Origin of the sequence: Bacillus sp. GC_Bacil_1 (genome assembly GCF_026540675.1) — a bacterium.
Lineage (GTDB): Bacteria > Bacillota > Bacilli > Bacillales > Bacillaceae_G > Bacillus_A > Bacillus_A cereus.
In genome coordinates this window covers 23,113-47,292 of record NZ_JALNUG010000018.1, presented here as the reverse complement: position 1 = coordinate 47,292, position 24,180 = coordinate 23,113, and the positions used below count along the sequence as shown (strand labels likewise).

The following is a 24,180-nucleotide window of genomic DNA, read 5'->3' as shown; positions in this document are numbered from 1 at the left end:
ATAAGATGCGAGATTAAATTTAGGAGAGAAGATATGAAAGAAAAAGAGCGTTTAATTATAGAATCGGCTATGAAGTTATTTGCTACTAAGGGTGTAAATGCGACATCAGTGCAGGAAATTGTGACAGCTAGTGGTATATCTAAGGGAGCTTTTTACTTATATTTTAAATCAAAAGATGAGCTTTTATTAGCGACACTTCGATATTATTATGACAAAATTCAAAAGAAAATGCTGGATATTGAGCAAGAGTCTTTGTTACCACGTGAAAAATTTGCAAAACAATTACATTGTCAGTTTAATGATATACAAAAGCATAAAGAGTTTATTATTATGCATGCGAGAGAAAATGCGATTCCGTTTAATAAAGAAGTGGAAGAATTTATGGTGCGGATGAAGTTAGAGTCTCATGCATTTTATCGAAATAGTTTATTGTCCATTTATGGTAAAAAGATTATGCCATATTTATTGGATTTAGTAATTATGGTGGAAGGCATATGCCGTGGGTATTTAGAATTAATTATTTTACAAGCAACAGAAATTGATTTATCTTACGTCTCTGCTTTTATTTTAAAAAGAGTAGATAATCTAGTAGATGGCTTGGTAGGGTCTTCGGAAGAGCCTATTTTACATGAAGAAAAGCTTGGAGAATTTCTTTGTAAATCAGAGCTCATTAAGGAACAGGTTAAAGAGCATTTTTTAAAAGAAATTATTGGATTTAAGCGCACTCTAGCTGATCAATTAGAGGACGATGAGCTGCTAGTAACATTAGATGTTTTAGAGGCGGAAATGAGATTGTCTAATCCAAGGATCCCGGTTATTCAAGGGATGTTATCTAATTTAGAGATATATCCAACTTTAAAAGAATTCCGCTTGAGACTTATGGGGTATTACAATATAAAAAGGTAACAATGATAGTTTTCATTGTTACCTTTTTTATTATTTAGGTCTTTCATCTGAATTCACTAGCTTAGAAGTATCGAAATTCCGTATTTCATTAGAGAAGTTAGTTAATCTTTGTTCGTAATCTTGTTTATTAGTAATCGGTTCAGTTGTTGCTAATTGTTTTACAATCCAATCATTTATATATCTGTAATAATGCGTTTGATCAGACATATAATTAGAAAGATTATACGTAACTTCTTTTTGATCTTGGAAATCATAGAGTTTTACATTTTTTAGTTGTGCTAATTTAGTGTATACTTCTTTTTTAAATAACATATTTTCCTTTGTATGCTTTGAGTCGTTTTTATCCATAACTACGTGATATGTTACTGGATATGGCGCATAGAAAAATGTAAACTGTACTTCCGGGTTTTGTTTTACAAGTTCAATAATATTAGAATCAAAAGATTTAAGCATTTGTTCATGATACCAACCATCGCTGATTGATTGATGGGGTGTTCCGTCAATAACCCTTTTAGCTATATCTACTGGGAATTTTGGCTCTTCATCTCCAAATTTGTATAGCCAATGGGGATCCTGTGGAGATTTTGTTGGATCTAATTTTAATTTCATATTCTGTAATGCTACTTTTCGAGAATACGGGCTAATTAAATATTGGATATCATTTAACTTATTTGTATCATACATGTAAGTTGGAAATGGTGAAGCACCTTCTGATACCCATTCAGGTTTTCCAGAGAATGAATATAAATTAAGCTCCCAAATAACATTTTTAACAGTTCTTGAATGAGTAGCTAACTGGGCTGTCATATTTTGTTCCCTAGCTGTTGAACCTGGAAGAGAGCCATTAAAGCTGGTAGTATGAAGTAATTTATTAGCGTCAGGTTCAAGGAAATTTCTTCCCATAGAAGTTCCTACAAATAAGGTATCATAATCCATATGTCTAATAAGTCCAGGCATTTGATAGCGTTCAGTAGCATAAAAATAATCGTTCTTCTTAAATTTATATACATACAATGGGTCAAGCTTATAAACAATAGAGCAAACTATTCCAGAGAAAATGAAAAGGAATATAATAAACCAACATATAAAACGTTTATACATATTTTTCACCTACGGTTATTAGAAATTAAAGTATAAGAATGAACTTACACGATTTAAATACATCAAAGAAAGTATAAACATGCTAGCTAATGCAAAAGCATAAATCGGTTTTGGATGGAAAGATTCTAATTTTTCTATAGAATTTTTTGTAAATAATACAATAGCGATTCCAATTGCTAGGTATAAAATAGTTTGGAAGTTAAAATGATCACCAGTCACTTGGAACGGGAATAAATTACAAATTGAATAAATTAAATTATCCATTATAGACACACCAGTTAATGTTTCTGGACGGAATTGAATAAGTGCTGTTTGGATGTGTAAGTAATTTACGTTGAACATGCGATTTAACATAGTTAATGCATCTTCTACAGAACTAGCTCTGAAGAACACCCATGTTACATGTACAAATCCCATTGTTAAAATCCAAGCAATTAATTTAGGCATTTTTCCACCTAAGTTTTTAAATAATCGATGTATTACAATAGCTAATCCGTGTAAAACGCCCCAAATAACAAACGTCCATCCAGCGCCATGCCAAATTCCACTTATAAGAAAAATTGTAAATAAATTTAAATAAGTACGAATTTGCCCTTTTCGACTCCCACCTAATGGAATATATACATATTGAGTGAAAAATCGTCCTAATGTCATATGCCAACGTCTCCAAAAATCTTGAATACTTAAAGATTTATAAGGAGAAAAGAAGTTAATTGGTAGTATAATGTTGAATAACAACGCTGCACCTATTGCCATATCACAATATCCACTAAAATCAAAATACAGTTGTAATGTATATGCAAGTGATGAAACCCATGCATCGGTCGTAGATAGTTGATTTACATTGCTAAAGCCAAAATCAGCCCATTGTGCTAGCGAATCAGCAATTACTACTTTTTTAGTAAGACCAATTCCGAATATGTAAAGTCCTTTTGAAACATTTTCAATATTCGGACTTCTTTTAGATTCATCTTGAAATTGAGGGAGGACCTTACTATGATGGACAATGGGTCCTGCAATAAGTTGCGGGAAAAACGTTACGAACAAGCAAAAATCAATAAAATTAAAATTTGTTAATTCCCTCTTATAGCAATCTACTAAAAAACCTATCTTTTGGAAGGTAATAAAACTAATGCCTAAAGGCAGTAATAACTTTAATAAAGGTATATCAGTTCCAAATAGGGTATTTATATTATCTAAGAAGAAATCAGAGTATTTAAAGTATCCCAGTAATGATATGTTAAATACTAAACCAACTATTAAAAATACTTTTCGGGTTTTTTGATTAATTTTTTGTATAATTTGTTGGCCTATAAATGCGTTTGTAAATAATGAAACTCCTATTAGCAATAGGTATTTCACCTCAAAATATGCATAAAAGTAAAGGGACATACCTACTAAAAAAAGTTTCGCGAAATTTTCGTTAACTTTTTGCAATAGGAAATATCCAATTACTGCTATAGGCAAGAATAAAAGCATAAATTCAAAAGAATTAAAAAGCATAATATAGCCCCCAGCATTAATAAAATCTTACTCTATAAAAAACGTGACAACAGAACAAGGTGTTGTCACGCAAAGTATAGTATAGCATAAAATATGGATAAAAATCTTATATCTATTAATTTTTATTTTGAGACCATTCTTCTACATTCCAAACTTTTGTAATCCAATCTTCATAGAAGTCCGGTTCGTGACATACAAGGAGGATTGTTCCTTTATATGCTTTCATAGCCTTCTTAAGTTCTTCTTTTGCTGTAACATCAAGATGGTTTGTTGGCTCATCAAATAGTAGCCAGTTACTTTCTTCACCCATTAGTTTACATAAACGAACTTTTGCTTGTTCTCCACCACTTAATTGACTTAATGGGCGAGAAATATGTTCATTTTTTAATCCGCATTTTGCTAACATCGCACGAATTTGATGTTGGTCTAGGCCAGGGAATGTATTCCATACATCATCAATTGGTGTTATATTATCAGCTTTAACCTCTTGCTCAAAGTATGCAGGCACTAAGAAGTCCCCAAGGCTTGTTTTCCCGCTTAAAGGTTTAATTTTACCTAAGATTGTTTTTAGTAGCGTTGATTTACCAACACCGTTGCATCCGACAATAGCAATTTTTTCACCACGTTCGATTGTCATTGATAGCTTTGGTAGTAGCGGATGTGTATATCCGATTTCTACATTTTCACCTTCAAAGACGAAGCGACTACTTGCACGACTTTCTTTAAATGAGAATTCAGGTTTAATTGCTGTTTCCGGGCGATCAATAAGCTCCATGCGATCAAGTTGCTTTTGACGACTTTTTGCACGACCTGTTGTTGAATAACGAGCTTTGTTCTTTGCAATGAAGTCTTCTTGCTTTTTGATAAACTCGCGCTGTTTTTCATAAGCGTTTATATGTTGATTTTTATTGATTTCTGCTAGTTCTAGGAATTTTTCATATGTCGCTGTATAGCGTGTCATTTTTGTGAATTCTAGATGGAAAATAACATCAACACATTTGTTCATAAATTCTGTATCATGAGAAATTAATAAGAATGCATGTGGATATTCTTTTAAATAAGTTGTTAACCAATGAATATGTTCAACGTCTAAATAGTTAGTAGGTTCATCAAGCAATAACACTTCTGGTTGTTCAAGTAATAGCTTTGCAAGCAACACTTTTGTACGTTGTCCACCACTTAGTGCTGAAACATCACGATCTAAACCAATAGCATCAATTCCAAGACCACGTGCAGCCTCTTCAATTTTCATATCTAGTAAATAGAAACCACCTGCTTCAAGTGCATCTTGTATTTCTGCCATTTGTTCAAGAAGTTCTTCTAGTTCTTCTGGTGTAGCAGTTCCCATTTTTTCTGTAACTTCATTTAAAGCTGTTTCCTTTTCGAATAACGGTAAAAATGCATCCGCTAGTACATCACGAATTGTACGTCCAGGCGTTAAAACCGTATGCTGATCTAAGTAACCGTAATGTGTGCCAGGTGTCCATTCTACACGACCTTCGTCATGAATAAGCTGACCAGTAATGATATTCATGAATGTTGATTTACCAACACCGTTTGCACCAACTAATCCAACGTGCTCACCTGCTAATAATCGCATAGATACATCTTTAAATAATGTACGATCGCCAAATGTATGTCCTAATTTTTCAACTGTTAATAAGCTCATAGTATCCTCCGTCCAACTTGAAATAGTACCTTGAATCATGATACTAAATTCTTTCATATAATGCCATCATTTCAAAATGTATATTTTTTCAAAAAGGGTTGCATTAATTTTCTGAAAATATATAATATAATTGAACAGTGGTTAATTAAATGTGTGAGGTATGAAATATGTCGCCAAGGAAAGCAGTTAAACAAGAACTAACAAGAGAAATGATTATGAATGTAGCTAGGGGGCTATTTATAGCAAAAGGATATCAACATACTTCAATGCGCAAAATTGCAACAGAACTTGGATATAGCCATGGTTCGATTTATTATCATTTTAAAAACAAAGCAGAGCTATTTTACGCAATGGTGGAACAGGATTTTCAATTATTAAATAAAAAGTTAGATGAAATTTGTAATCAAAAATTATCGAGAGAAGAGCAACTAAAAGCGGTTTTATTCGGTTTTATTGAATTTGGTCTAAGAAATCAGAGTCACTATGAAATTATGTTTTTAATTAAAGATGCCGAATTAAAAGAGTGTTTGGAAAATAGTCCTAATGTTAGCTATGAAAAATTTGCGAAGGTTATTTCTTCTTTATGTGATGGGAAATTAAATGCGATAATAATATGGTCTGTTTTTTTATCATTACATGGATTTGTAGCACATTATTGCCGAAGTGGTCAAACGTTTGAAGAACTACAAGGTTTGGCTAAAGTACATGTAGAGTTTATTTCAAAATCGCTTCTTATGTAAGTGATTTTCTTTTTAACATTAATTGAACGGTGGTTAATTAATTTAGGAGGGGATTTATAATGAAAAAGGCTTTAGTATTAGGTGCTTCTGGTTCAATGGGTTATGCAATTGTAAACGAATTATGTGGCCGAGGGATTCATGTAGTTGCTTTTGCAAGAAATAAGGAGAGATTAGGTGCATTATTTTCTGGGAACAAACATGTAGAAGTTGTAGCAGGCGATGTATTTATACAAGAGGATATAATGAATGCTGCTAAAGATGTTGATATTATATTTCATGCTGTAAATATTCCGTATTCAGATTGGGAGAAACAGCAAGAGAAATTATTGATAAACATATTAGAGGTATCGAAACATTACGGTATCAAACTAGGAATAGTTGATAATATTTATGCGTATGGAAGGCAAGGGGAAGGGCTTGTAAAAGAAGATGCTAAAAAGAGACCACACACAAAAAAAGGGAAGATTCGTTTACAACTTGAAGAGATGGCAAAACAAGCTAATGTACGAATGTTTATTGCTCATTTCCCAGACTTTTATGGTCCAAATGCAGAAAGCACACTTGTCCATCATACATTAAAGGCAATACTTGCAAATAAAATGTCTAGCTTTGTTGGAGATAAAAAGATTGCCCGTGAATATATTTTCACACCAGATGGTGCAAAAGCAATGGTTGAATTAGCTTCACATGATGAGGCCTATGGACAAAATTGGAACATACCAGGTTATGGTGTCATTACAGGTGAGGAAATGATTCAGCACATACGGGAATTAACGGGATATACTAAACGAATAATAACTGTAAAAAGAGGAATAATCCAGTTCATTGGTCTGTTTGATAAGCAGATGAAAGAATTTGTGGAAATGCTATATTTGACGGAAAAACCAGTTGTATTAAGCGGGGAGAAATATGAGAAATGTATTGGAGAGTTACCAAAAACTTCTTATTATGATGGGTTAAAAGAAACAATTATACATATGAAAAACAGATGTAAATAAAGAAGTTAAGTTCCTTTTCATGATTTTGAAAAGGAACTTAACTTTATACTACCTTTTTACCTAATTTTTGTTTTATAAACCCTAAAACGAATCCACGTATTTGAGGATCAATTACAATGCCGATCATACCGTATAGTATACCAGTAAGAGTTAAAGCAATTAGTGGCGGTAAGCTGATTAATGCAATTCGGTATATACCGTAACTAATAATAAAGGCTAAGGAATTAAATATAATTCCTTTAACTAATAGTTGCATGCCTTTACGAATAAAGAGGGTAAATCCGATTAATAGTGTAATTTCGGTAAGGATAGCTGCGACAGCTGCCCCCATCATTCCATATTTACTACCTAATACAATATAACCTATGATGGCAACAACTAATCCAATAGTCATTGTTGTTGCACGTTTCCATTGCTGGCCAATTGTTGTTAAATTGTCGGCTAGTGGATAGTTAATTGATTGTAAAATAACCATAAACGCTAAAATAGCAAGAGCGTCACCGGCGGGAGCGTACTTTTCTCCTAATAAACTAATAATCCAGAAACTTGGATCAGCAATAAAGGGGATAGAAATTCCCATTCCTAAAAAAGACATAAGTTTTAATTCAAAACTTGATAATTTTCTATGTTCTTCAATGTTTTTCTCATTACCAAAAGCAAAAAGCCTTGGATAAAAGGCAGCTGCAATTACTCCAGGTATTTGATATAGTACAGCAGGTATTTTAGATGCAGCACCAAAGAATCCAACTTGATTATATGTTGAAACCTTTTCTAATATAATAGGCCCCAATTGTGGTAAGAGCATAATGATGATTCCATTGATTGTGAAAATAAGTAGTTGATCTAAAATACCTTTATCCCAACCCTTATGGACTTTCGTATAGCGTATTGTCATTATAAAGGCGATAACACCTGTTACAAGACTAGATACCCCGTACATAGCAGCAACCATCATAAGTGACCATTGAAAAGACATTCCTAGTAATAAGGCAGCAGCAGCTGTTACACCTTGTAGTACAGAAATAATAGCTGTAAATTGCATGCGTTCTGTTACTTGGAAGTAAGCCATTCCAACACCTTGTAAAGTTGCTCCGAACATTGTCGGTAGAACAACCCAATATACCATCGCACGTAAGTAAGCATCGGGATAGAAGAACTGGGCAAAAATGGCGAAGAGTACAGAAATTACGATAGCTAATATTAAACGAATACGTAAATAACTACTTATTAGTACACTAATATTAGCATCGCTTCTCGTTCCTTCACGCATAAACGTATGTGTCAAACCTGCATCTGTAAAGTAACAAATAACAGCTGAAACTGCTAATGCAGTTGTAAACATACCGTAATCCTCTGGAGAAACATATCTTGCAAAGAGAATTGTTGCAATGGCCAGTACAAAGCGGACAGTAATGTTTCCTACAAAGAGGTAGGATGCGTTTTTTAGAATTTTATTTGTTTTCATGAGAAAGGACCTTTCTATTCTTTAGGACCCGGTTAGCTTGTCCTATTTGTAAATTTGATTTGTTCACAGCAAGAGAGAGTATCGTTATATTTTCGGTTTAAGAAAACAGAAATTTAATTCGTACAAACCAAAGCATTGCATATAGCTTTTTACTACGCTTTCCATTTTTTGAATAGATTTTACGGCAATATCTCTTTATATCTTTTTTGATTAATTGAACTTGGGCATTATTTAATTGAGAGTTTTCTTTAATGTATATACAAGCATTATTGATAACCGTATAAGGGAATAAATAAGTCTCAAGAATTTCAATAAGTGACTGAGAATCTTTTGTAATGAAATCTTGGGATTTATTATGTACCCAGTCCTTCATACGATTGAATACTTCCAGCTCTTTTGTTGTTTTTAATTCATAATCTTTATACTTAGAAGAAAGATTTCCTTCTGATAAGATTCTATAATATGTTAAGTATTCATCGACATAACATACATTTGTTACACTCATAAGCTTAAATAAAAACTCCAAGTCTTCGCCCCAACTACATCCTGGTGTAAAACGAATGTTATGATCCATTACGATGGATCGTTTGAAAATCCAAGTACTTGTTTGAGCAACAACTTGATGTGTTAGGAATGCTTTTGCCATATCGCCTTTAATAAAGTTTGTTGTATGTTCAACCTTCTCGCCTGTTTCTTCGTAGAAATTCATATAACCACAATAGCACGCGTCCATGTTGTTTTTATGCATACTTTCGACTTGCTTCTCAATTTTAGTTGGATGCCATAAGTCATCACTATCAAGGAAAGCGACATATTCTCCACTAGCACTTTCGATACCTGTATTACGAGCTACCGAAACACCTTGGTTTTTTTGATGAACGTATTTTACTTGCCCTGGATATTTTTCGGCAAGGTTTTTCACGATAGGAGGTGACTGATCTTTACTTCCATCATCTACAATTACAATTTCAATGTTTTTATATGTTTGATCTAGTATTGACTGTATCGTTTCTTCAATATATTTTTCCGTGTTATACAGAGGTATGACAACAGAAACAAGTTGCTTTTGTTCCATCATAGAATTTTTATCTCCTCAAGTTTTTTATGTCTTGCACCATATATACAAGCCCTTTGAAAGGGAGAAGATTACAAGAACATCTGTATAAGTTTAACGCATATAAACTTTGTAAATCAACTTTCTATTAAAAAGGTGGCGGGAAGTGAGATTCTTATGGTTAATTCTCGTATTTCAAACAGCTTTAACATGTCTATTGCATATAAATTCTTATTCATACCATTTTAACTTATTAGTAAGTAGGATGTATTTATTGTAACGATTGTGAAGGCGAATAAATTATTATTGAGAATAAAAAAACCTCTTAATTTTTGAAATAAATTAAGAGGTTTTTTATATTAACTTTGAAATGTTAGGTTAGTCTTTGTCTGGCTTAGTTGCATTTAATTTTTGCTTTAGTAACGCATAATCTTGCGTTAATGTTACAAGTTGATGATGTTGTTTAGAAATTTTTCTTGTTAGGTCGAAAATTAAGATGAAACAGAATAATAGTCCAAATAAGAATAAAATGGAAGGGGGATATTCTACTTTTAATAGTTTTCCAATCCAGTTTATAAGTTTATCAGTAGAACTTAAAATAGCCATTGCAATACAAACTAAAATCCATAAAATAGCATATTTCGTTTCTAAAGTTCCACGGCGAATGGAATTAATAATTAATAATAATAATAATAAAATAAAGATGAATGAAAAGGTAATTATAGGCATTTATTATCAACCTTTCACGATTTTTTGCATCAATATAGCAAGACTTACTTTAATCATGTAATATGCAGATTTAAAAGGTGTGATGGAAGATTGTCCACCTTGTCGTTCTTGCATATTTACAGATATTTCATTAATGCGAAGTTTTTTCTTTTTTAAATGAATAAGAACTTCTGGTTCTGGATAATCTTTTGGATAGTTGTGTGCAAAAATTTTAATTACTTCTCGATTGATAGCACGATATCCAGAAGTTGGATCCATAAATGTTTGTTTTGTTAGTACTTTCAATAGAGCAGTAAAATAAAAAATACCGATCCTTCTAGAAATACTACCTTTATAGGCTGTTTTTTCTGTAAAACGTGACCCTAGCACCATATCGCATTCATCTTCAGCAATAGGCTTTATAATTTTATATAAATCATCTGGATTATGTTGTCCATCAGCATCGAACTGAATCGCAATCTCATATCCGTTCTCATATGCGTATTTATATCCAGTTTGTACAGCTGAGCCAATACCTAGGTTATATGGTAAATTCACAAGGTGAACAGGAAAATCTTTTACGATTTGAGCTGTTTTATCGTGTGATCCATCATTAATAACGCAAATGCTTAATCCTGTAAAATGCTGTTTTAGTTTTAATAATCTTGTTAATGTATCTGCAATTGCTTCTTCCTCGTTATACGCTGGAATAATAATTAACGTTTTTGGTATTGAAATTGGTACTTCAATAGTCATTACCGCACCATCCCTTATATACTTAATCATATTATGGTTATTTTTAAACGAACTTTATTTAATATACCATTAACAGTATAACAAAATAAAGGAAAAGCTGATGCATGATTTAGGAGAAAAGATTGAGAATAAAATGGTAAGAGGTGATATTTTGTATAAAAAAATACATGCAAGGAAGAACCTGTGCATGTATGATGAAAAGATTGTATTAAATATTCCAAGGCTTACTTAAAGTTAAAACCTCAGCCATCTCTTTACTTTTTAAACGTCCCTTTTTTCGGTTTTCCGCGCGTTCTAAACCGGTTGTGTGTAACCAATGTTCTTCTTCAGTTTCAGGGAGTACTTGTGGTACGGACGAAGGTTTTCCATCTTTTATTGCTACAAATGTAATGAAGCAAGTAGCAGCAATTCTACGCTCGCCTGCTAATAAATTTTCTGCGATTACTTTTACGAAAACTTCCATTGAAGATTTCCCTGTATAACATACAAATGCTTCATAACAAACAGAATCAGCTTGGTGAATTGGAGTTAAAAAATCAACTGAATCAATAGATGCTGTTACGCAATGTTTACGACTATGTCTTGCAGCCGCAATTGAAGCAATACTATCAATTTCTGCTAATAATTTCCCTCCAAAAAGTGTTTGGTGATTATTTAAATCGTTAGGAAAAACACGTGTTGTCTTAATTGCTTTAGATTCTCGCATGAATTTCTTTTCCATATATTCAGCCCCTATAGTCTGTTTTCAATCAGAATAATATGTGTAAGTGGAGTACTCATATTAGATATTTAATGAAGTAAAGTGTATTCCAAAAGAGGATTATTTAAACTTCTGTATTTGTATTCATGTAACTGAAAGAAAATTTATTTTATCTAAAATGTAGTGTAAAAGAGGATTCGCTTACATTGCAAGTAAAAAGTAATGACTATGTATTCGTCATAGAAATTCCCTATCAGCCGTGTACCCATTCATGATAGAATCATTTTGTTATGAATGGAAATAGAGGTGCAATGGACATATGAATCATATACAAACAAATTTTTCATCTTTCTTCAATAAAATTACGATCGGTGCGATGCTCGCATTTTTCGTTTATAGTTGTTGGGTAGCATTTGAGACAAGTAAGCAATTCTTTGGAGGAAGTACAACAAGTGTAACAATCATATTGGCAATTTTCGTCATACTTATTTTGTTAGTGGCATCAATTCTACAATATCGTTTTACAGATAAACAATTTCTTATTTTTCTTATAAGTATATCTATAGTTGTGAGGCTTAGTATGCTGTTATTTGTAGATGCTCCAATAATTGGTGATATGAAAGTGATGTATGAGTCTGCAAAGCAGATTGCAATTGGTAATAATATAGGGACTGTAACTCATTTGCCTTTTATTATATATGAGTCAGTAATCATTCGTATATTCGGTGATACATTATTCGCTTTACAACTATTTAATGTGTTATTTTGCGCAGGAACCGCATTTTTTATTTATCGTATTGCGGCAATGGTTTTTGGAGAAGAATGCGGTCGTATTGCTTCTATATTTTATGCTCTGTATATTCCAAATATATTGCTGAGTTCCGTATTAACTCCTGAGTCACTTGCAATATTTTTATTTTATTTTGCTTGTTACATACTTTTATATAAAGGGTTAGATCATCCTTATATGTGGGTGTTTTCAGCGGTTTTATTTGCATTTAGTAATATGATTTTCCCGATAGGATTATTTCTTCCTATTTTTATCACTGTATATGTATTATTAATTGAAGTGTCTCAATCAGCAACGAAACAAAAAGTGTTACTAAAGATGGTAGGGATACTTATTCTATTTTATAGTACTCATTTTGGTGTGAATTATGGAATTAAGGCAATGGGATTGTCACAATATACGATTTCGAATGAGACGTATGTTCAATCTGTCTTAATTGGAAAAAAGAAACATGAGGAAAAAATATCGAAAAATCAAAGTGTAACAGAGCATATTGATCAAAAGTTAAAAGAGATTGAGGGAGAAAGATTTAAACTTTTAGAGCCGATGATAAATCAGTTTTCAGATGAGGGGATAAATTCTATTCTTTTCAAATGTGAAAAACTGATATATATAGCCGTAACATTGTTTATGACTATAGCTCTATTACACTTCCTTATTAAGAAACAACAAAATGAGGGATATATGTTGTTCTTATTTTTAATTAGTGGCTACGTATTGTTAAGGCTCTTCCAAGTAGATATGGCATATTATAATGTAATTATGCCGGCATTGTTTATTTTGCAGAGCTTTGGTGTTTATATGAGTTATGTGTATTGTCAAAAAATATTTTTCAGAAAATAAAAAGAATCCATTCTGGATTCTTTTTTTGATGGAAGATGAAATTTAGTAGTCAGTACAGATGGAAAGTATGCCTGACTACTAAATTTCATCTTATCGATTTAATTCTAGTTGCAAATTATCGGCTGTTAGAGCCATTTGTGAGGAATCATCTTGAATTCCTTTCATTACTTGTGAAATAGCTTGTAGCTCATGTTCAATTTTCTTATTCTGTTCTTTTGAGTTAGACATATCTTTTACAATTTCTTGGAAGTATCGATCTGTTGCTGACATACTATCCGTTCCTTCCGATACGAGAGAGCTAATTTGTTTCACGGAAGACGAGACACGGGTAATTTGTTCATTTGTTTTTTCGACGAGCTTTGTAACGTTAAATATAGATTCTTTCGTTTGCTCTGATAATTTTCGGATTTCACCAGCAACAACAGAAAACCCCTTCCCAAATTCTCCAGCACGTGCAGACTCGATAGCAGCATTTAGTGCGAGTAAATTGGTTTGCTCCGCAATCGATTTAACAATATCTATGATTTCATTAATTTTGTTAGAAATATTGAGGAGTTCATGAGTATCTGTAATAATCGTTTCCATATTCATTTGAATAGATCCCATTCGTTTGTTTTGCTGGTTTAATTGTTCTTTTCCTTTATTCGCTTTTTCTTCAGATGTTGTAGCTAATGATGTACCTGTTTTAGCAATCTCTACAATAGTTTCAGATTTGGTGGTTAGTTTTTGAATAGAAGAGCTTGTTTTTTCAGATACAGCAGCTAGTTCTGTTGCGATATGCGTAATTGTCATAGCAGTTAGTTCTTTTTCTTTCTCATGCTCTTTTTGTATTCTTTCATATTCAGATTCATAAGCTGCAAGAACAAGTTCTTGTTCAAGAGTGAATAATTTATTTATAACATTTATAGAATAGGAAAAATCATCGATTGTTGTTATTTTTGTTTGCAAAATCTTCATGATAGAGCGGAATAATTCTTGATAAGCAGCTGTATACCATTTTCGATGTAAACCAATTTGCACATGTCTTTTGGCAATTCTAACACGCTGTTCAATAAAATCTTCATGCATATTGCCGCTGAATAATTCTTTAATATGTGTTTTTAAAGTTTGTTTTAGTTTTGGAATAGAGCTGTAACGTTCAATAATAGTAATTAAATTAGGTTGTTTTGTAATGTTGGCATAGAATTTTTCAGTAATCCAATCAATTTCTGCATAAATAAAAGGCTGTAGTATTTTTACAACTTGTAAATCTTCTTTTGAAATATGTAGCATATCCATTTGAATTTTCAATTCAGAATTAGTAGGTACATTAAAAGTTATCTGTTGGTCCTTACTTAATTCGATTATACTGGCATTTGTTTTATTAATATTTTTTTTGAAAACCCCAAGCATCATTCTTCCCCCTGTATATAAAACGTTTTCAATTTTAAAACTAATATAGAGTAATTATATATGCTTATATATAATTACTCTATATTAGTTCGTTGAATAGTATATAAATTAAGAGAATTCTATCTAGAATTCTCTTAATGGCCTTTATTAATTTTAGCATGTGTTTTAAAGAAAACAGGGAAATGCACATTATATATTACAGTGACGACACGAATAACGAATGTTACTAATAAACAAACATAGAAAGCTAATACGTGCGCCCCCATAGCGTGTGTGATTAGGAAGCTAATTGCTCCTAAGATAGAAGCGATTGCGTAAATCTCTTTTCGGAATACGTAAGGGATATCTTGAGCACAAATGTCACGCAAAATACCGCCTCCAATACCTGTAATGACTCCCATTGAAACAACTAGAAATGAGGCGTCAACATGATGTGACATTGCCGCATTTGCACCAATAGCTGTAAAAACGCCTAAGCCAACAGCATCAGAAAGCATAATAACGACTTGAAGTTTATTGATGCGCTCAAAAAACATACAAGTAAATAGTGCTGATAATACACTTACGAAAAAGTAAATGGGTTTTACAAATGCAACAGGGGGCAGGTTACCAATCATGATATCACGAATAATACCGCCGCCGAGCGCAGTAGCTACAGCTAAACAAAGGACACCAAATAAATCTAAATCTTTTTTTAAACCAACTAATGTACCAGAAATGGCAGCGGCGATAATGCCAAGAAACGTAAATATATCGATTAATAACATGGCCTTAATCCCTTTCTCTTAAAGATGTTCCAGAGAAAAAATATACACTAAAGTATTGGAAATAACAATTACTTTTCGTTACATGTATAAAAACGGATAAAATACATAAAGAAAGCGTTTGAAAATGCTTAGGAGAAAACGAAGCAAGGTTAATCTTTAGTTGTAGGATAGCTGAGTGGGTGTTTGTATGTAATTATTAAATTTTATATATTTATAAGTAAATTAACAAATGTTACTATAATGCTGATAATAAGTGGAAGAGTGTTAGATAGTTTTTATAGAGATAGGGAAGGATAGCTAAAGGATAATGTTTTCTAGTACTACTTAAGTTGGATTTGGTTAGTTTCGGCATAAAAATAAGTTCTCAATTTAAATATGAGTTATGTTATAATTGCTAGGTGTGTTTTGAAGATAAAAATTATGATTAAAAGATAATGTTAAGATTTTGTATGGAGGTCTTGGAATGTTAGCAAATCAAGCTAGGGTCAGATTTGAGCATTTTTTGCTCTTTTTTATTATTTTACAGCCTGTTTTAGATTTATTAACGTCTCTTAGCATCACTTTATTAAAGTCAAATGCTACTGTTGGAATTTTAGTAAGATTCCTTATTATGGCTGTTGGTGGTATTTACATTTTAATTCAGGCAAAAGAGAAGGAAAATAGAAAGTTTCTAATTTATCTTATATTATTAGCCGGCGTTTTAGGAATAGGATTTATTAATAACAAACTAGTTAAAAATCCTATTGTACTTGGTGAAGAGGTTAAATTTGTTGCGAAAGCATTATATATATATATAATGCTGGGATCATACATTTTAGCTTTAAAATCATTGAAAAAGACAGTTAATATTAGTGATAAGGTTCGAAATAGTATTGTATATTCTACATTAATCATTAATGCAATTATGGTTATTTCTATTTCAACATCTACTGACTTTGGTAGCTATGAATGGATGAAGGTTGGTTCTCGAGGTTGGTTCTATGCAGGGAATGAACTAGGTTCAATCTTAGCTATTATTTTCCCTATTGTAGTACTATATTCTATTCAAAAAACGAAGAGCTGGAAACACATTTTATATTGGATTCCATCACTTTTAATGATTTATTCACTAATTCAAGTTGGTACAAAAGTAGGAATGGGCTCAATTGGTGCTACGTTAGCGGCAGCAATCGGGATCATTGTACTACAATTATTATTTGATAGAAAAAATCCGAACAAAAAATCCCTTGCGCTTAATGCAGTAATCGCTATTGTCCTATTAGCTGGTGTAGTTGGAACGTTTAAACAAACGCCATTAGCACAAAATATGGGTATTCACAATAATTATTTATCAGAGCAAAATGTAGCACAGCAAGGTCAAAAAGAAAAAGAAATTAAAGAGAAGCTAAAAAAAGAACAAGAACTTAAAGCAAAAGAAGAAAAGCATCATAAAGGTGAAAAGCCAGAAGAAAAGGCGAAGATAGAAGAGGAAGTTAAGAAAGAGCTTGAGAAAGAGCAAAAGAAAGAAAATCAAGAAAATCTTATTTTCAGTGGACGTCAAGTATATGAAGAAAGACATAAGCAGTTCTTTAAAGAAGCGCCAATGTCACAAAAGTTATTAGGAATGGGTTATGCAGGTAACTTTAAATACAATGAACAAAAGCAACCAGATCCAAAACTAATTGAAATGGACTTCCATGATTGGTTTTATGATTTCGGTATTATTGGCTTTGTATTACTAATGATTCCATTTATTTATTACGGGCTAAGAATTTTACTAGCATTTGCTACGAGATTTAAGGACATATTTAATATAAAATATGGAATGATTTCAGCAAGCTTATTGTTAGCGTTAGGTATTGCTTATATTGCAGGACATATTTTAACAGCACCAGGAGTTGGGATTTACTTTGTAGTGGTGTTAGCTTATCTAATAGTAGACCTAGAAATTGAATGATAAAAATAAAAGCTAACTTTTGTTAGCTTTTATTTTTTAGTACAGTAAAATAAAAATAGATGGAAACGTAGCGAGGATTTAAAGGAGGAAAAAATATGAGAATATTGCATATGAATGCAGGAGCAGAAGATGGGGGAGGGAAAACACATATTATTTCACTTCTCGATCAGTTTCCAACTGGTGAAGTAGAATTAGCAGTATTTGAAGATGGAATTGTTGCGAAGGAAGCAAGGGAGTTAGGTATAAAAGTCCATGTGTTTTCACAAACATCGCGCTATGATTTATCCATTTTAAAGAATATAAGTGAATTTATTAATAAAGAAAAATTTGATGTAGTTCATACGCATGGTCCTAGGGCTAATTTCTATGTTTCTTTAATGAAAAAGAGAATAAAGGCAAAATGGGTAACGACTATTCATAGTGATCCATTTCAAGACTTTACTAAACAGGGCTTAAAAGGTTGGATTTTTACGAAATTAAATTCGAAAGCCTTAAAAAATATAGACTTATTTTTCGTTGTAACAAATAGATTGAAAAAAAGCTTGGCAGCACTAGGCATTTCAAATGACAAGATGCATGTTATTTATAATGGAATTGAATACGATCAGGAAAAAGCAGAAGGCTATAATAAAAAAGAAATGTTCAATATTGATGAAGATGTATTTACGGCAATCCAAGTAGCACGATTACATCCTGTCAAAGGACATGAAGTTTTATTCGATGCGTTACAACAAACAAAATTAGAGAAAATTAAAGTATTATTAGTTGGCGATGGCCCATTAGAAGAAAATCTAAAGTCATTAGCTACTGAAAAAGGGATTAACGATAAAATAGAGTTTTTAGGACATCGTCAAGATGTAAAACAATTATTTGCGTCGTCACATGTAAATTTATTAACTTCCCATAGTGAAGGGTTCCCACTAGTTTTATTAGAAGCGGCAAACCAACGCGTACCATCAATTGTGACTAGGGCTGGAGAAATTGAGCCATTAATCGTAGATGAAACTTACGGATGGATTGTGCCAACAGGTGATGGAAAGGCATTAGCATTAGCTTTAGAAGAAGCGTATGATAAGTGGAAAACTGGAGAATTAGCAGCAATGGGTAAACATATTTATGAGCATGCTACTATGAACTTCTCACTTCAAAAACTATATGAAGATACAAAAGAAACATATAAGCAATTAATAGCGAAAAACTTGTAATGATAGAGAGGATAGTTAACTATGGCAGTACAAACAGTTGATATTCTAGGCGTTCCTTTTTCTACAATGACAATGGATGAAACGGTCCAATATTTAAAAGAACAACTAGAAGCGGAACGAACTCATACGTTTCAGGTAGTAACAGCAAATCCTGAAATTGTTATGTGCGCAAAAAAGGATGAAAAGTTCTATCAAACATTATTGAATACAGATTTAATTACACCTGATGGTATTGGGGTTGTAAAGGCAAGTGGTATGCTTGGTACACCTTTAAAAGAGCGTGTAGCAGGTTTTGATTTAATGTGTAATTTACTTGCGAAGTTATCAGAAGATAGTAAACCAGTATCTGTTTTCTTATTAGGTGCAAAGCCGCATGTTGTACAAGCTGCAGCAGATCATTTAACAAAGACATATTCAGCTGTATCCATCGCCGGTACACAAGATGGTTATTTTAAACAAGAAGACGAAGAGAATATTATTTCTCGCATTCAAGAAGCAAAACCAGATTTATTACTTGTTGCACTCGGTTTCCCGAGACAAGAGAACTTTATCCAAAACAATAAGCATCGTTTAGAAACGAAAATGGCTGTTGGAGTGGGTGGAAGTTTAGACGTATGGGCTGGAGAAGTAAAACGTGCACCAAAATGGATTCAAGCGATTCATTTAGAGTGGTTTTATAGATTATGCAGTAATCCAACACGCTGGCGTCGTCAGTTAGTATTAGCGGAATTTTTAAAAGAAGTAATGCGTTCGAAAAAGTAGCGAAATATCGCTGCTTTTTTTATTTGTTCATTTTTAATAAATTGAAACTTTAATCAGTGAGGCATTCCTACTGATTATTAGCCCTCACCAATCGGGATAGACGTTTTACTTTTTGGGAATGATGAAGGAGAAATTTTTTACACAAAAGTATTTTACTTATACAATTCACACATGTAAAATGATGTGTAAAGACACCTGTGTGAGGAGGACTTCTAGTGGGTAAGGTAAAAGAAATTTCGAAGCGCAAACTACTTGGTATAGCTGGGCTTGGATGGCTATTTGATGCAATGGATGTTGGAATGCTTTCATTTGTAATGGTAGCCTTGCAAAAGGATTGGGGATTAACGAGCCAGGAAATGGGCTGGATAGGTAGTATTAACTCAATCGGTATGGCAGTAGGAGCGCTTATTTTTGGGATACTATCAGATAAAATAGGGCGAAAATCAGTCTTTATTATTACATTATTATTATTTTCTATCGGTAGTGGTTTAACTGCGTTAACGACGACACTCGCGATGTTTCTCGTTTTACGCTTTGTAATTGGTATGGGGCTTGGCGGAGAGCTTCCGGTTGCCTCTACACTAGTATCAGAGAGTGTTGAAGCACATGAGCGTGGGAAAATTGTTGTGTTATTAGAAAGTTTTTGGGCAGGTGGATGGTTAATTGCAGCTCTTATCTCGTATTTTGTTATTCCGAAATATGGTTGGGAAGTTGCGATGGTATTGAGTGCAGTTCCAGCACTATATGCTTTATATTTAAGATGGAATTTACCGGATTCCCCAAGGTTTCAAAAAGTTGAAAAAAGACCATCTGTTATTGAAAATATAAAATCAGTTTGGTCTGGGGAATATCGTAAAGCAACAATTATGCTATGGATTCTATGGTTTTGTGTTGTCTTTTCCTATTATGGAATGTTCCTTTGGTTACCGAGTGTAATGGTGCTAAAAGGATTTAGTTTAATAAAAAGTTTCCAATACGTACTTATTATGACATTAGCTCAACTTCCAGGATATTTCACTGCTGCTTGGTTTATTGAACGTCTCGGTCGTAAATTTGTTTTGGTTACGTATTTAATCGGGACAGCTTGCAGTGCCTATTTGTTTGGGGTTGCGGATTCATTAACAGTATTAATCGTGGCAGGTATGTTACTATCCTTCTTTAACTTAGGTGCTTGGGGAGCATTATACGCCTATACACCTGAGCAGTATCCAACCGTTATTCGTGGTACAGGTGCAGGAATGGCAGCAGCATTTGGGCGTATTGGTGGTATTCTTGGGCCACTATTAGTGGGGTATTTAGTTGCCTCAGAAGCTTCACTATCATTAATATTTACGATTTTCTGCGGATCAATTTTAATTGGTGTATTCGCTGTAGTAATACTTGGACAAGAAACGAAGCAACGAGAATTAGTATAAAGTGAAATTTTAAATGTATGCCTGATCGTTTATTACCCTACACTACTCGGCTCTTTCTAGGCAGTTAATGTAGGATAAAGGGGGAGAGGAAACCGAAGGGGTTTCCTTTTTTCTGTTTTTTTAGATAAATAATGGTATAGTAAGAAAAAGGGATTATTTCTTATAAAAGCGAATGTATACAGCAGGACATATGGACAAAGAATTAGGTGGTTGAAGAAATGAAAATTTTACTGATCATGGAAGAGGCAGAAGAGAGAAGAGAGTTAGCTGAAAAATTCACTGAAAATATGAGAAATGTAGAATGTTTTGAAGCAAAGACAGGAACAGAATCTTTATTTATGATGAAAAAACATATACCAGACTTTGTTTTTTTAAGTTCCAAATTACTAGATGGTACTGGTTTTGAATATGCAAGTTTATTACGAGAAATAAATTGCTATACAAAATTTATTTTTGTAGGTGAAAACATAGAGGAATCTATTACAGCTTTTCGTTTCCAAGCATTTTATTATTTATTACGACCATTTCGTGAAGAAGATTTACAATTTCTTTTATATAAAATAGGTAAAGAACAAGGTGAGAAAGCAAAGAGTTATTTGCGGAAACTACCGATAGAAAGTCAAGAAGGTATACGATATATGCTTCCAGAAGATATCGTATATGTAAGTAAAAATAAAGAAAATAAAACTGTTTCAATTTACACAACGAATAATCAGTATATTTCAACATATACACTTCAGGAATTAGAAAATAAGCTAAATGCATATGATTTTTTACGTGTGCATAAAAGCTATTTAATTAATATGTCATATGTAAAAGAACTGAAACCTTATTATAATGGAACGTATAATTTGTATTTAGATAGGTATGATGAGCAACCGATTCCAGTCAGTCGTAATTATGTAAAACGCCTTCGAAATAACATTGAATTATAGTAGGTAATGAGAGTATTTTAACATGATAAACTGAAAATCCTTCATGATAAGGAGGATTCAAGTTAAATATTCAGAAAATTTAGTACAATCTCCACTAAGAAATAGTATTGGGGGAATTGTATGTGAAGACATTGAAATCGATCTTACTTTGGGGCGTTATTACAGCAGTAGGAGCAGGTGCTTTTGGGGTAATAGCTTTATCACAAGGTGAAACCATTAATGCTGTATGGCTCTTAGTAGCTGCCGTATGTGTATATGCGGTTGCTTATCGTTTTTATAGTAGATTTATAGCGAGAAAGGTTTTTAATTTAGATGATAATCGGCAAACACCAGCCCATACATTAAACGATGGGAAAGACTATGTTCCGACAAATAAGTGGGTATTATTTGGACATCACTTTGCAGCGATTGCTGGGGCGGGACCTTTAGTAGGACCGATTTTAGCAGCACAAATGGGATATTTACCAGGGACCATTTGGATTATTGTTGGGGTAGTTGTTGCGGGGGCTGTCCAAGATTTTGTCATTTTATTTGCTTCGATGAGACGTAATGGTAAATCGTTAGGAGAAATGATTAAGGATGAGATTGGACCTGTTACAGGACTAATTGCAATGATAGGTATTTTAGGAATTATGATTATTTTATTAGCAGTATTAGCGTTAGTCGTAGTAAAGGCACTGATCGGAAGTCCTTGGGGAATGTTTACAATAGCAGCAACGATTCCTATCGCTATTTTAATGGGAGTTTATATGCGCTATATTAGGCCTGGTCGTGTTGGAGAAGGGTCAGTAATTGGTATTATCCTACTTATTTTATCTCTTATTGGAGGACAGTATGTAGCAGAAAACCCAACACTTGCAAGTATGTTCACATTTAGTGGTGAAACAATTGCTATTATGCTTATTGTATATGGATTTATCGCATCTGCATTACCAGTTTGGATGCTATTAGCACCACGTGATTATTTAAGTACATTTTTAAAAGTTGGAACAATCGTTGGATTGGCGATAGGTATTTTAATTGTAGCACCCAATTTACAAATGCCAGCAGTTTCGCAATTTATTGATGGAACTGGTCCTGTTTTCTCTGGTAATTTATTCCCGTTCTTATTTATTACGATTGCCTGTGGTGCGGTCTCTGGATTCCATGCTCTCGTTTCATCTGGTACAACTCCAAAAATGATTGAGCAAGAGGGACATGCACAGCCAATTGGTTACGGAGCAATGTTAATGGAGTCGTTTGTAGCAGCGATGGCAATGATTGCAGCTTGTGTATTAACGCCAGGAACTTATTTTGCGATTAATAGTCCGGCGGCACTTATTGGTACGGATGTATCGCAGGCAGCTCAAGTTATTTCTTCATGGGGATTTGCTATTACACCAAATGAATTAAAAGAACTTGCTGTAAATGTTGGAGAGCAAACAATTTTATCACGTACAGGTGGCGCACCGACGTTAGCAATAGGTATGGCATATATTTTCTCGCAAGTAATAGGTGGAACGGCGATGATGGCATTCTGGTATCATTTTGCCATTCTTTTTGAAGCCCTATTTATTTTAACAACGATTGACGCAGGAACTCGTGTAGGACGATTTATGATTCAAGATATTTTAGGGCATGTATATAAGCCTTTTGCGAAAACAGATTCTACATTAGCGAATGTAATAGCTACAACGTTATGTGTATTAGGGTGGGGATATTTCCTATACCAAGGGGTAATAGATCCGCTCGGTGGAATTAATACATTATGGCCACTTTTCGGTATTGCAAATCAAATGTTAGCGGGTATCGCATTATTACTTGGAACGACAATTTTGTTCAAAATGGGGAAAAAGGCGTACGTTTGGGTAACACTTATTCCAACTGTGGGATTGCTTATTGTAACAATGACAGCGGGTTATCAAAAGCTATTTCATGAAAATCCTAAAATCGGATTTCTATCTCACGCGAAGGTGTTTCAGGGAGCGCTAGATGAAGGGAAAGTGTTAGCACCAGCTAAAAATGTTGCTCAAATGAAGCAAATTATTTTTAATGATTATATCGATGCAGCGCTTTGTGGGATTTTTATGATAGTTGTAATCGCTGTGTTAATTTCAGCACTTCGAATTTGGATACAAGTATTAAGAAATAAGCCAATGCCGTTAAAAGAGGCACCATATATTCCTAGAGATGAAAGTGAGTCGAGGAACTATGCTTAAAAAGCTGTGGCAAGTATGGGGGGAAAGGAAGCGCTTTATTAGTTTGCTCGTTGGGGTACCAAGTTATGAAATATACGTAGAGCATATGAAAAAGCATCATCCAGAAGAAGAGATTGTATGTCAAAAGCAGTTTTTTGCTGAGGCACAAGAAGCAAGATTTAACGCAAAGGGTGGAAAAATATCACGCTGTTGTTAATGAAAAAGGGCGGGTTTTCGCCCTTTTTATTTTTTTTGCTGTTTCACGTGGAACAGCAAAAAAAATAAACAAAAACTTTGGGAATTATAGGGATTTCGTATACAATAAAGTGAGGAAGGGGATAGATGGAAAAGTAGGGAG

At 33.3% G+C, this 24,180-nt stretch carries 21 protein-coding genes and 1 pseudogene; 11 read left to right on the top strand and 11 right to left on the bottom strand.

Annotated elements, in window-relative coordinates; genetic code table 11:
• Window positions 1-33: 33 nt before the first annotated feature.
• Window positions 34-906: a TetR/AcrR family transcriptional regulator gene (locus tag OXT04_RS23250; protein WP_267417916.1), complete on the top strand. Its 873-nt coding sequence runs from the start codon at window positions 34-36 to the stop codon at window positions 904-906.
• Between the two features lie 30 nt (window positions 907-936).
• On the opposite strand, the gene OXT04_RS23245 is transcribed toward OXT04_RS23250, so the two are convergent.
• From OXT04_RS23245 to OXT04_RS23235, 3 genes are all read right to left on the bottom strand, one after another.
• Window positions 937-2,007 (bottom strand): hypothetical protein, encoded by a 1,071-nt coding sequence (locus OXT04_RS23245; protein ID WP_089172063.1) that lies wholly within the window; start codon window positions 2,005-2,007, stop codon window positions 937-939.
• A gap of 18 nt (window positions 2,008-2,025) precedes the next feature.
• Complete coding sequence (locus tag OXT04_RS23240) at window positions 2,026-3,510, bottom strand: MBOAT family O-acyltransferase (protein WP_098570401.1); 1,485 nt, start codon at window positions 3,508-3,510, stop codon at window positions 2,026-2,028.
• A 115-nt stretch (window positions 3,511-3,625) separates the two neighbouring features.
• The gene (locus OXT04_RS23235; RefSeq protein WP_048564342.1) at window positions 3,626-5,179 is read right to left on the bottom strand and encodes an ABC-F family ATP-binding cassette domain-containing protein; all 1,554 of its coding nucleotides are present in this window, start codon (window positions 5,177-5,179) and stop codon (window positions 3,626-3,628) included.
• Window positions 5,180-5,346: 167 nt separating this feature from the next.
• Between OXT04_RS23235 and OXT04_RS23230 the strand changes: the two genes are divergently transcribed.
• Together OXT04_RS23230 and OXT04_RS23225 are read left to right on the top strand one after the other, a co-directional pair.
• A complete protein-coding gene (locus OXT04_RS23230; RefSeq protein WP_023523614.1) occupies window positions 5,347-5,919 on the top strand; it encodes a TetR/AcrR family transcriptional regulator in 573 nt (190 codons plus the stop codon).
• Window positions 5,920-5,978: 59 nt separating this feature from the next.
• Window positions 5,979-6,917 carry an NAD-dependent epimerase/dehydratase family protein gene (locus tag OXT04_RS23225; protein ID WP_097822000.1) on the top strand — a complete coding sequence of 313 codons (939 nt, stop codon included), beginning with the start codon at window positions 5,979-5,981 and terminating at the stop codon, window positions 6,915-6,917.
• A gap of 43 nt (window positions 6,918-6,960) precedes the next feature.
• On the opposite strand, the gene OXT04_RS23220 is transcribed toward OXT04_RS23225, so the two are convergent.
• The 5 genes from OXT04_RS23220 to OXT04_RS23200 form a co-directional block, all read right to left on the bottom strand.
• Window positions 6,961-8,382 (bottom strand): flippase, encoded by a 1,422-nt coding sequence (locus tag OXT04_RS23220; RefSeq protein WP_023523612.1) that lies wholly within the window; start codon window positions 8,380-8,382, stop codon window positions 6,961-6,963.
• 97 nt (window positions 8,383-8,479) lie between these two features.
• Entirely contained in the window at window positions 8,480-9,460 is a 981-nt protein-coding gene (locus tag OXT04_RS23215; RefSeq protein ID WP_097913135.1) for a glycosyltransferase family 2 protein, read from the bottom strand.
• A gap of 354 nt (window positions 9,461-9,814) precedes the next feature.
• Window positions 9,815-10,165 (bottom strand): DUF2304 domain-containing protein, encoded by a 351-nt coding sequence (locus OXT04_RS23210; protein WP_023523610.1) that lies wholly within the window; start codon window positions 10,163-10,165, stop codon window positions 9,815-9,817.
• Between the two features lie 6 nt (window positions 10,166-10,171).
• A complete protein-coding gene (locus OXT04_RS23205; RefSeq protein ID WP_097821999.1) occupies window positions 10,172-10,900 on the bottom strand; it encodes a glycosyltransferase family 2 protein in 729 nt (242 codons plus the stop codon).
• Between the two features lie 208 nt (window positions 10,901-11,108).
• Complete coding sequence (locus OXT04_RS23200; protein WP_000412120.1) at window positions 11,109-11,621, bottom strand: acyl-CoA thioesterase; 513 nt, start codon at window positions 11,619-11,621, stop codon at window positions 11,109-11,111.
• A gap of 298 nt (window positions 11,622-11,919) precedes the next feature.
• On the opposite strand from OXT04_RS23200, the gene OXT04_RS23195 reads away from it, so the two are divergent.
• The gene (locus tag OXT04_RS23195; protein ID WP_097821998.1) at window positions 11,920-13,233 is read left to right on the top strand and encodes an ArnT family glycosyltransferase; all 1,314 of its coding nucleotides are present in this window, start codon (window positions 11,920-11,922) and stop codon (window positions 13,231-13,233) included.
• Window positions 13,234-13,323: 90 nt separating this feature from the next.
• Here the strand turns inward: OXT04_RS23195 and OXT04_RS29960 are convergent, their stop codons facing one another.
• From OXT04_RS29960 to OXT04_RS23185, 3 genes and pseudogenes are all read right to left on the bottom strand, one after another.
• Window positions 13,324-14,025, bottom strand: coding sequence for a methyl-accepting chemotaxis protein (locus tag OXT04_RS29960; protein ID WP_370451657.1), 702 nt, complete (start codon window positions 14,023-14,025; stop codon window positions 13,324-13,326).
• 54 nt (window positions 14,026-14,079) lie between these two features.
• Window positions 14,080-14,625: pseudogene (locus OXT04_RS29955) on the bottom strand (protoglobin family protein); the annotation flags it as partial.
• Window positions 14,626-14,759: 134 nt separating this feature from the next.
• Complete coding sequence (locus OXT04_RS23185) at window positions 14,760-15,392, bottom strand: trimeric intracellular cation channel family protein (protein WP_000924371.1); 633 nt, start codon at window positions 15,390-15,392, stop codon at window positions 14,760-14,762.
• Between the two features lie 463 nt (window positions 15,393-15,855).
• Between OXT04_RS23185 and OXT04_RS23180 the strand changes: the two genes are divergently transcribed.
• From OXT04_RS23180 to OXT04_RS23150, 7 genes are all read left to right on the top strand, one after another.
• Window positions 15,856-17,328 (top strand): O-antigen ligase family protein, encoded by a 1,473-nt coding sequence (locus OXT04_RS23180; protein ID WP_048564312.1) that lies wholly within the window; start codon window positions 15,856-15,858, stop codon window positions 17,326-17,328.
• Window positions 17,329-17,423: 95 nt separating this feature from the next.
• A complete protein-coding gene (locus OXT04_RS23175; RefSeq protein ID WP_089172056.1) occupies window positions 17,424-18,533 on the top strand; it encodes a glycosyltransferase family 4 protein in 1,110 nt (369 codons plus the stop codon).
• A 21-nt stretch (window positions 18,534-18,554) separates the two neighbouring features.
• Window positions 18,555-19,295 carry a WecB/TagA/CpsF family glycosyltransferase gene (locus tag OXT04_RS23170; protein ID WP_000290751.1) on the top strand — a complete coding sequence of 247 codons (741 nt, stop codon included), beginning with the start codon at window positions 18,555-18,557 and terminating at the stop codon, window positions 19,293-19,295.
• 215 nt (window positions 19,296-19,510) lie between these two features.
• Window positions 19,511-20,710 (top strand): MFS transporter, encoded by a 1,200-nt coding sequence (locus tag OXT04_RS23165; protein ID WP_000521106.1) that lies wholly within the window; start codon window positions 19,511-19,513, stop codon window positions 20,708-20,710.
• Window positions 20,711-20,928: 218 nt separating this feature from the next.
• Window positions 20,929-21,645: a LytR/AlgR family response regulator transcription factor gene (locus OXT04_RS23160; protein WP_098570455.1), complete on the top strand. Its 717-nt coding sequence runs from the start codon at window positions 20,929-20,931 to the stop codon at window positions 21,643-21,645.
• Between the two features lie 122 nt (window positions 21,646-21,767).
• Window positions 21,768-23,843: a carbon starvation protein CstA gene (cstA, locus tag OXT04_RS23155; protein ID WP_000854308.1), complete on the top strand. Its 2,076-nt coding sequence runs from the start codon at window positions 21,768-21,770 to the stop codon at window positions 23,841-23,843.
• A complete protein-coding gene (locus OXT04_RS23150; protein WP_000914502.1) occupies window positions 23,836-24,039 on the top strand; it encodes a YbdD/YjiX family protein in 204 nt (67 codons plus the stop codon). The genes cstA and OXT04_RS23150 overlap by 8 nt, the downstream gene beginning before the upstream one ends.
• Window positions 24,040-24,180 lie beyond the last annotated feature (141 nt).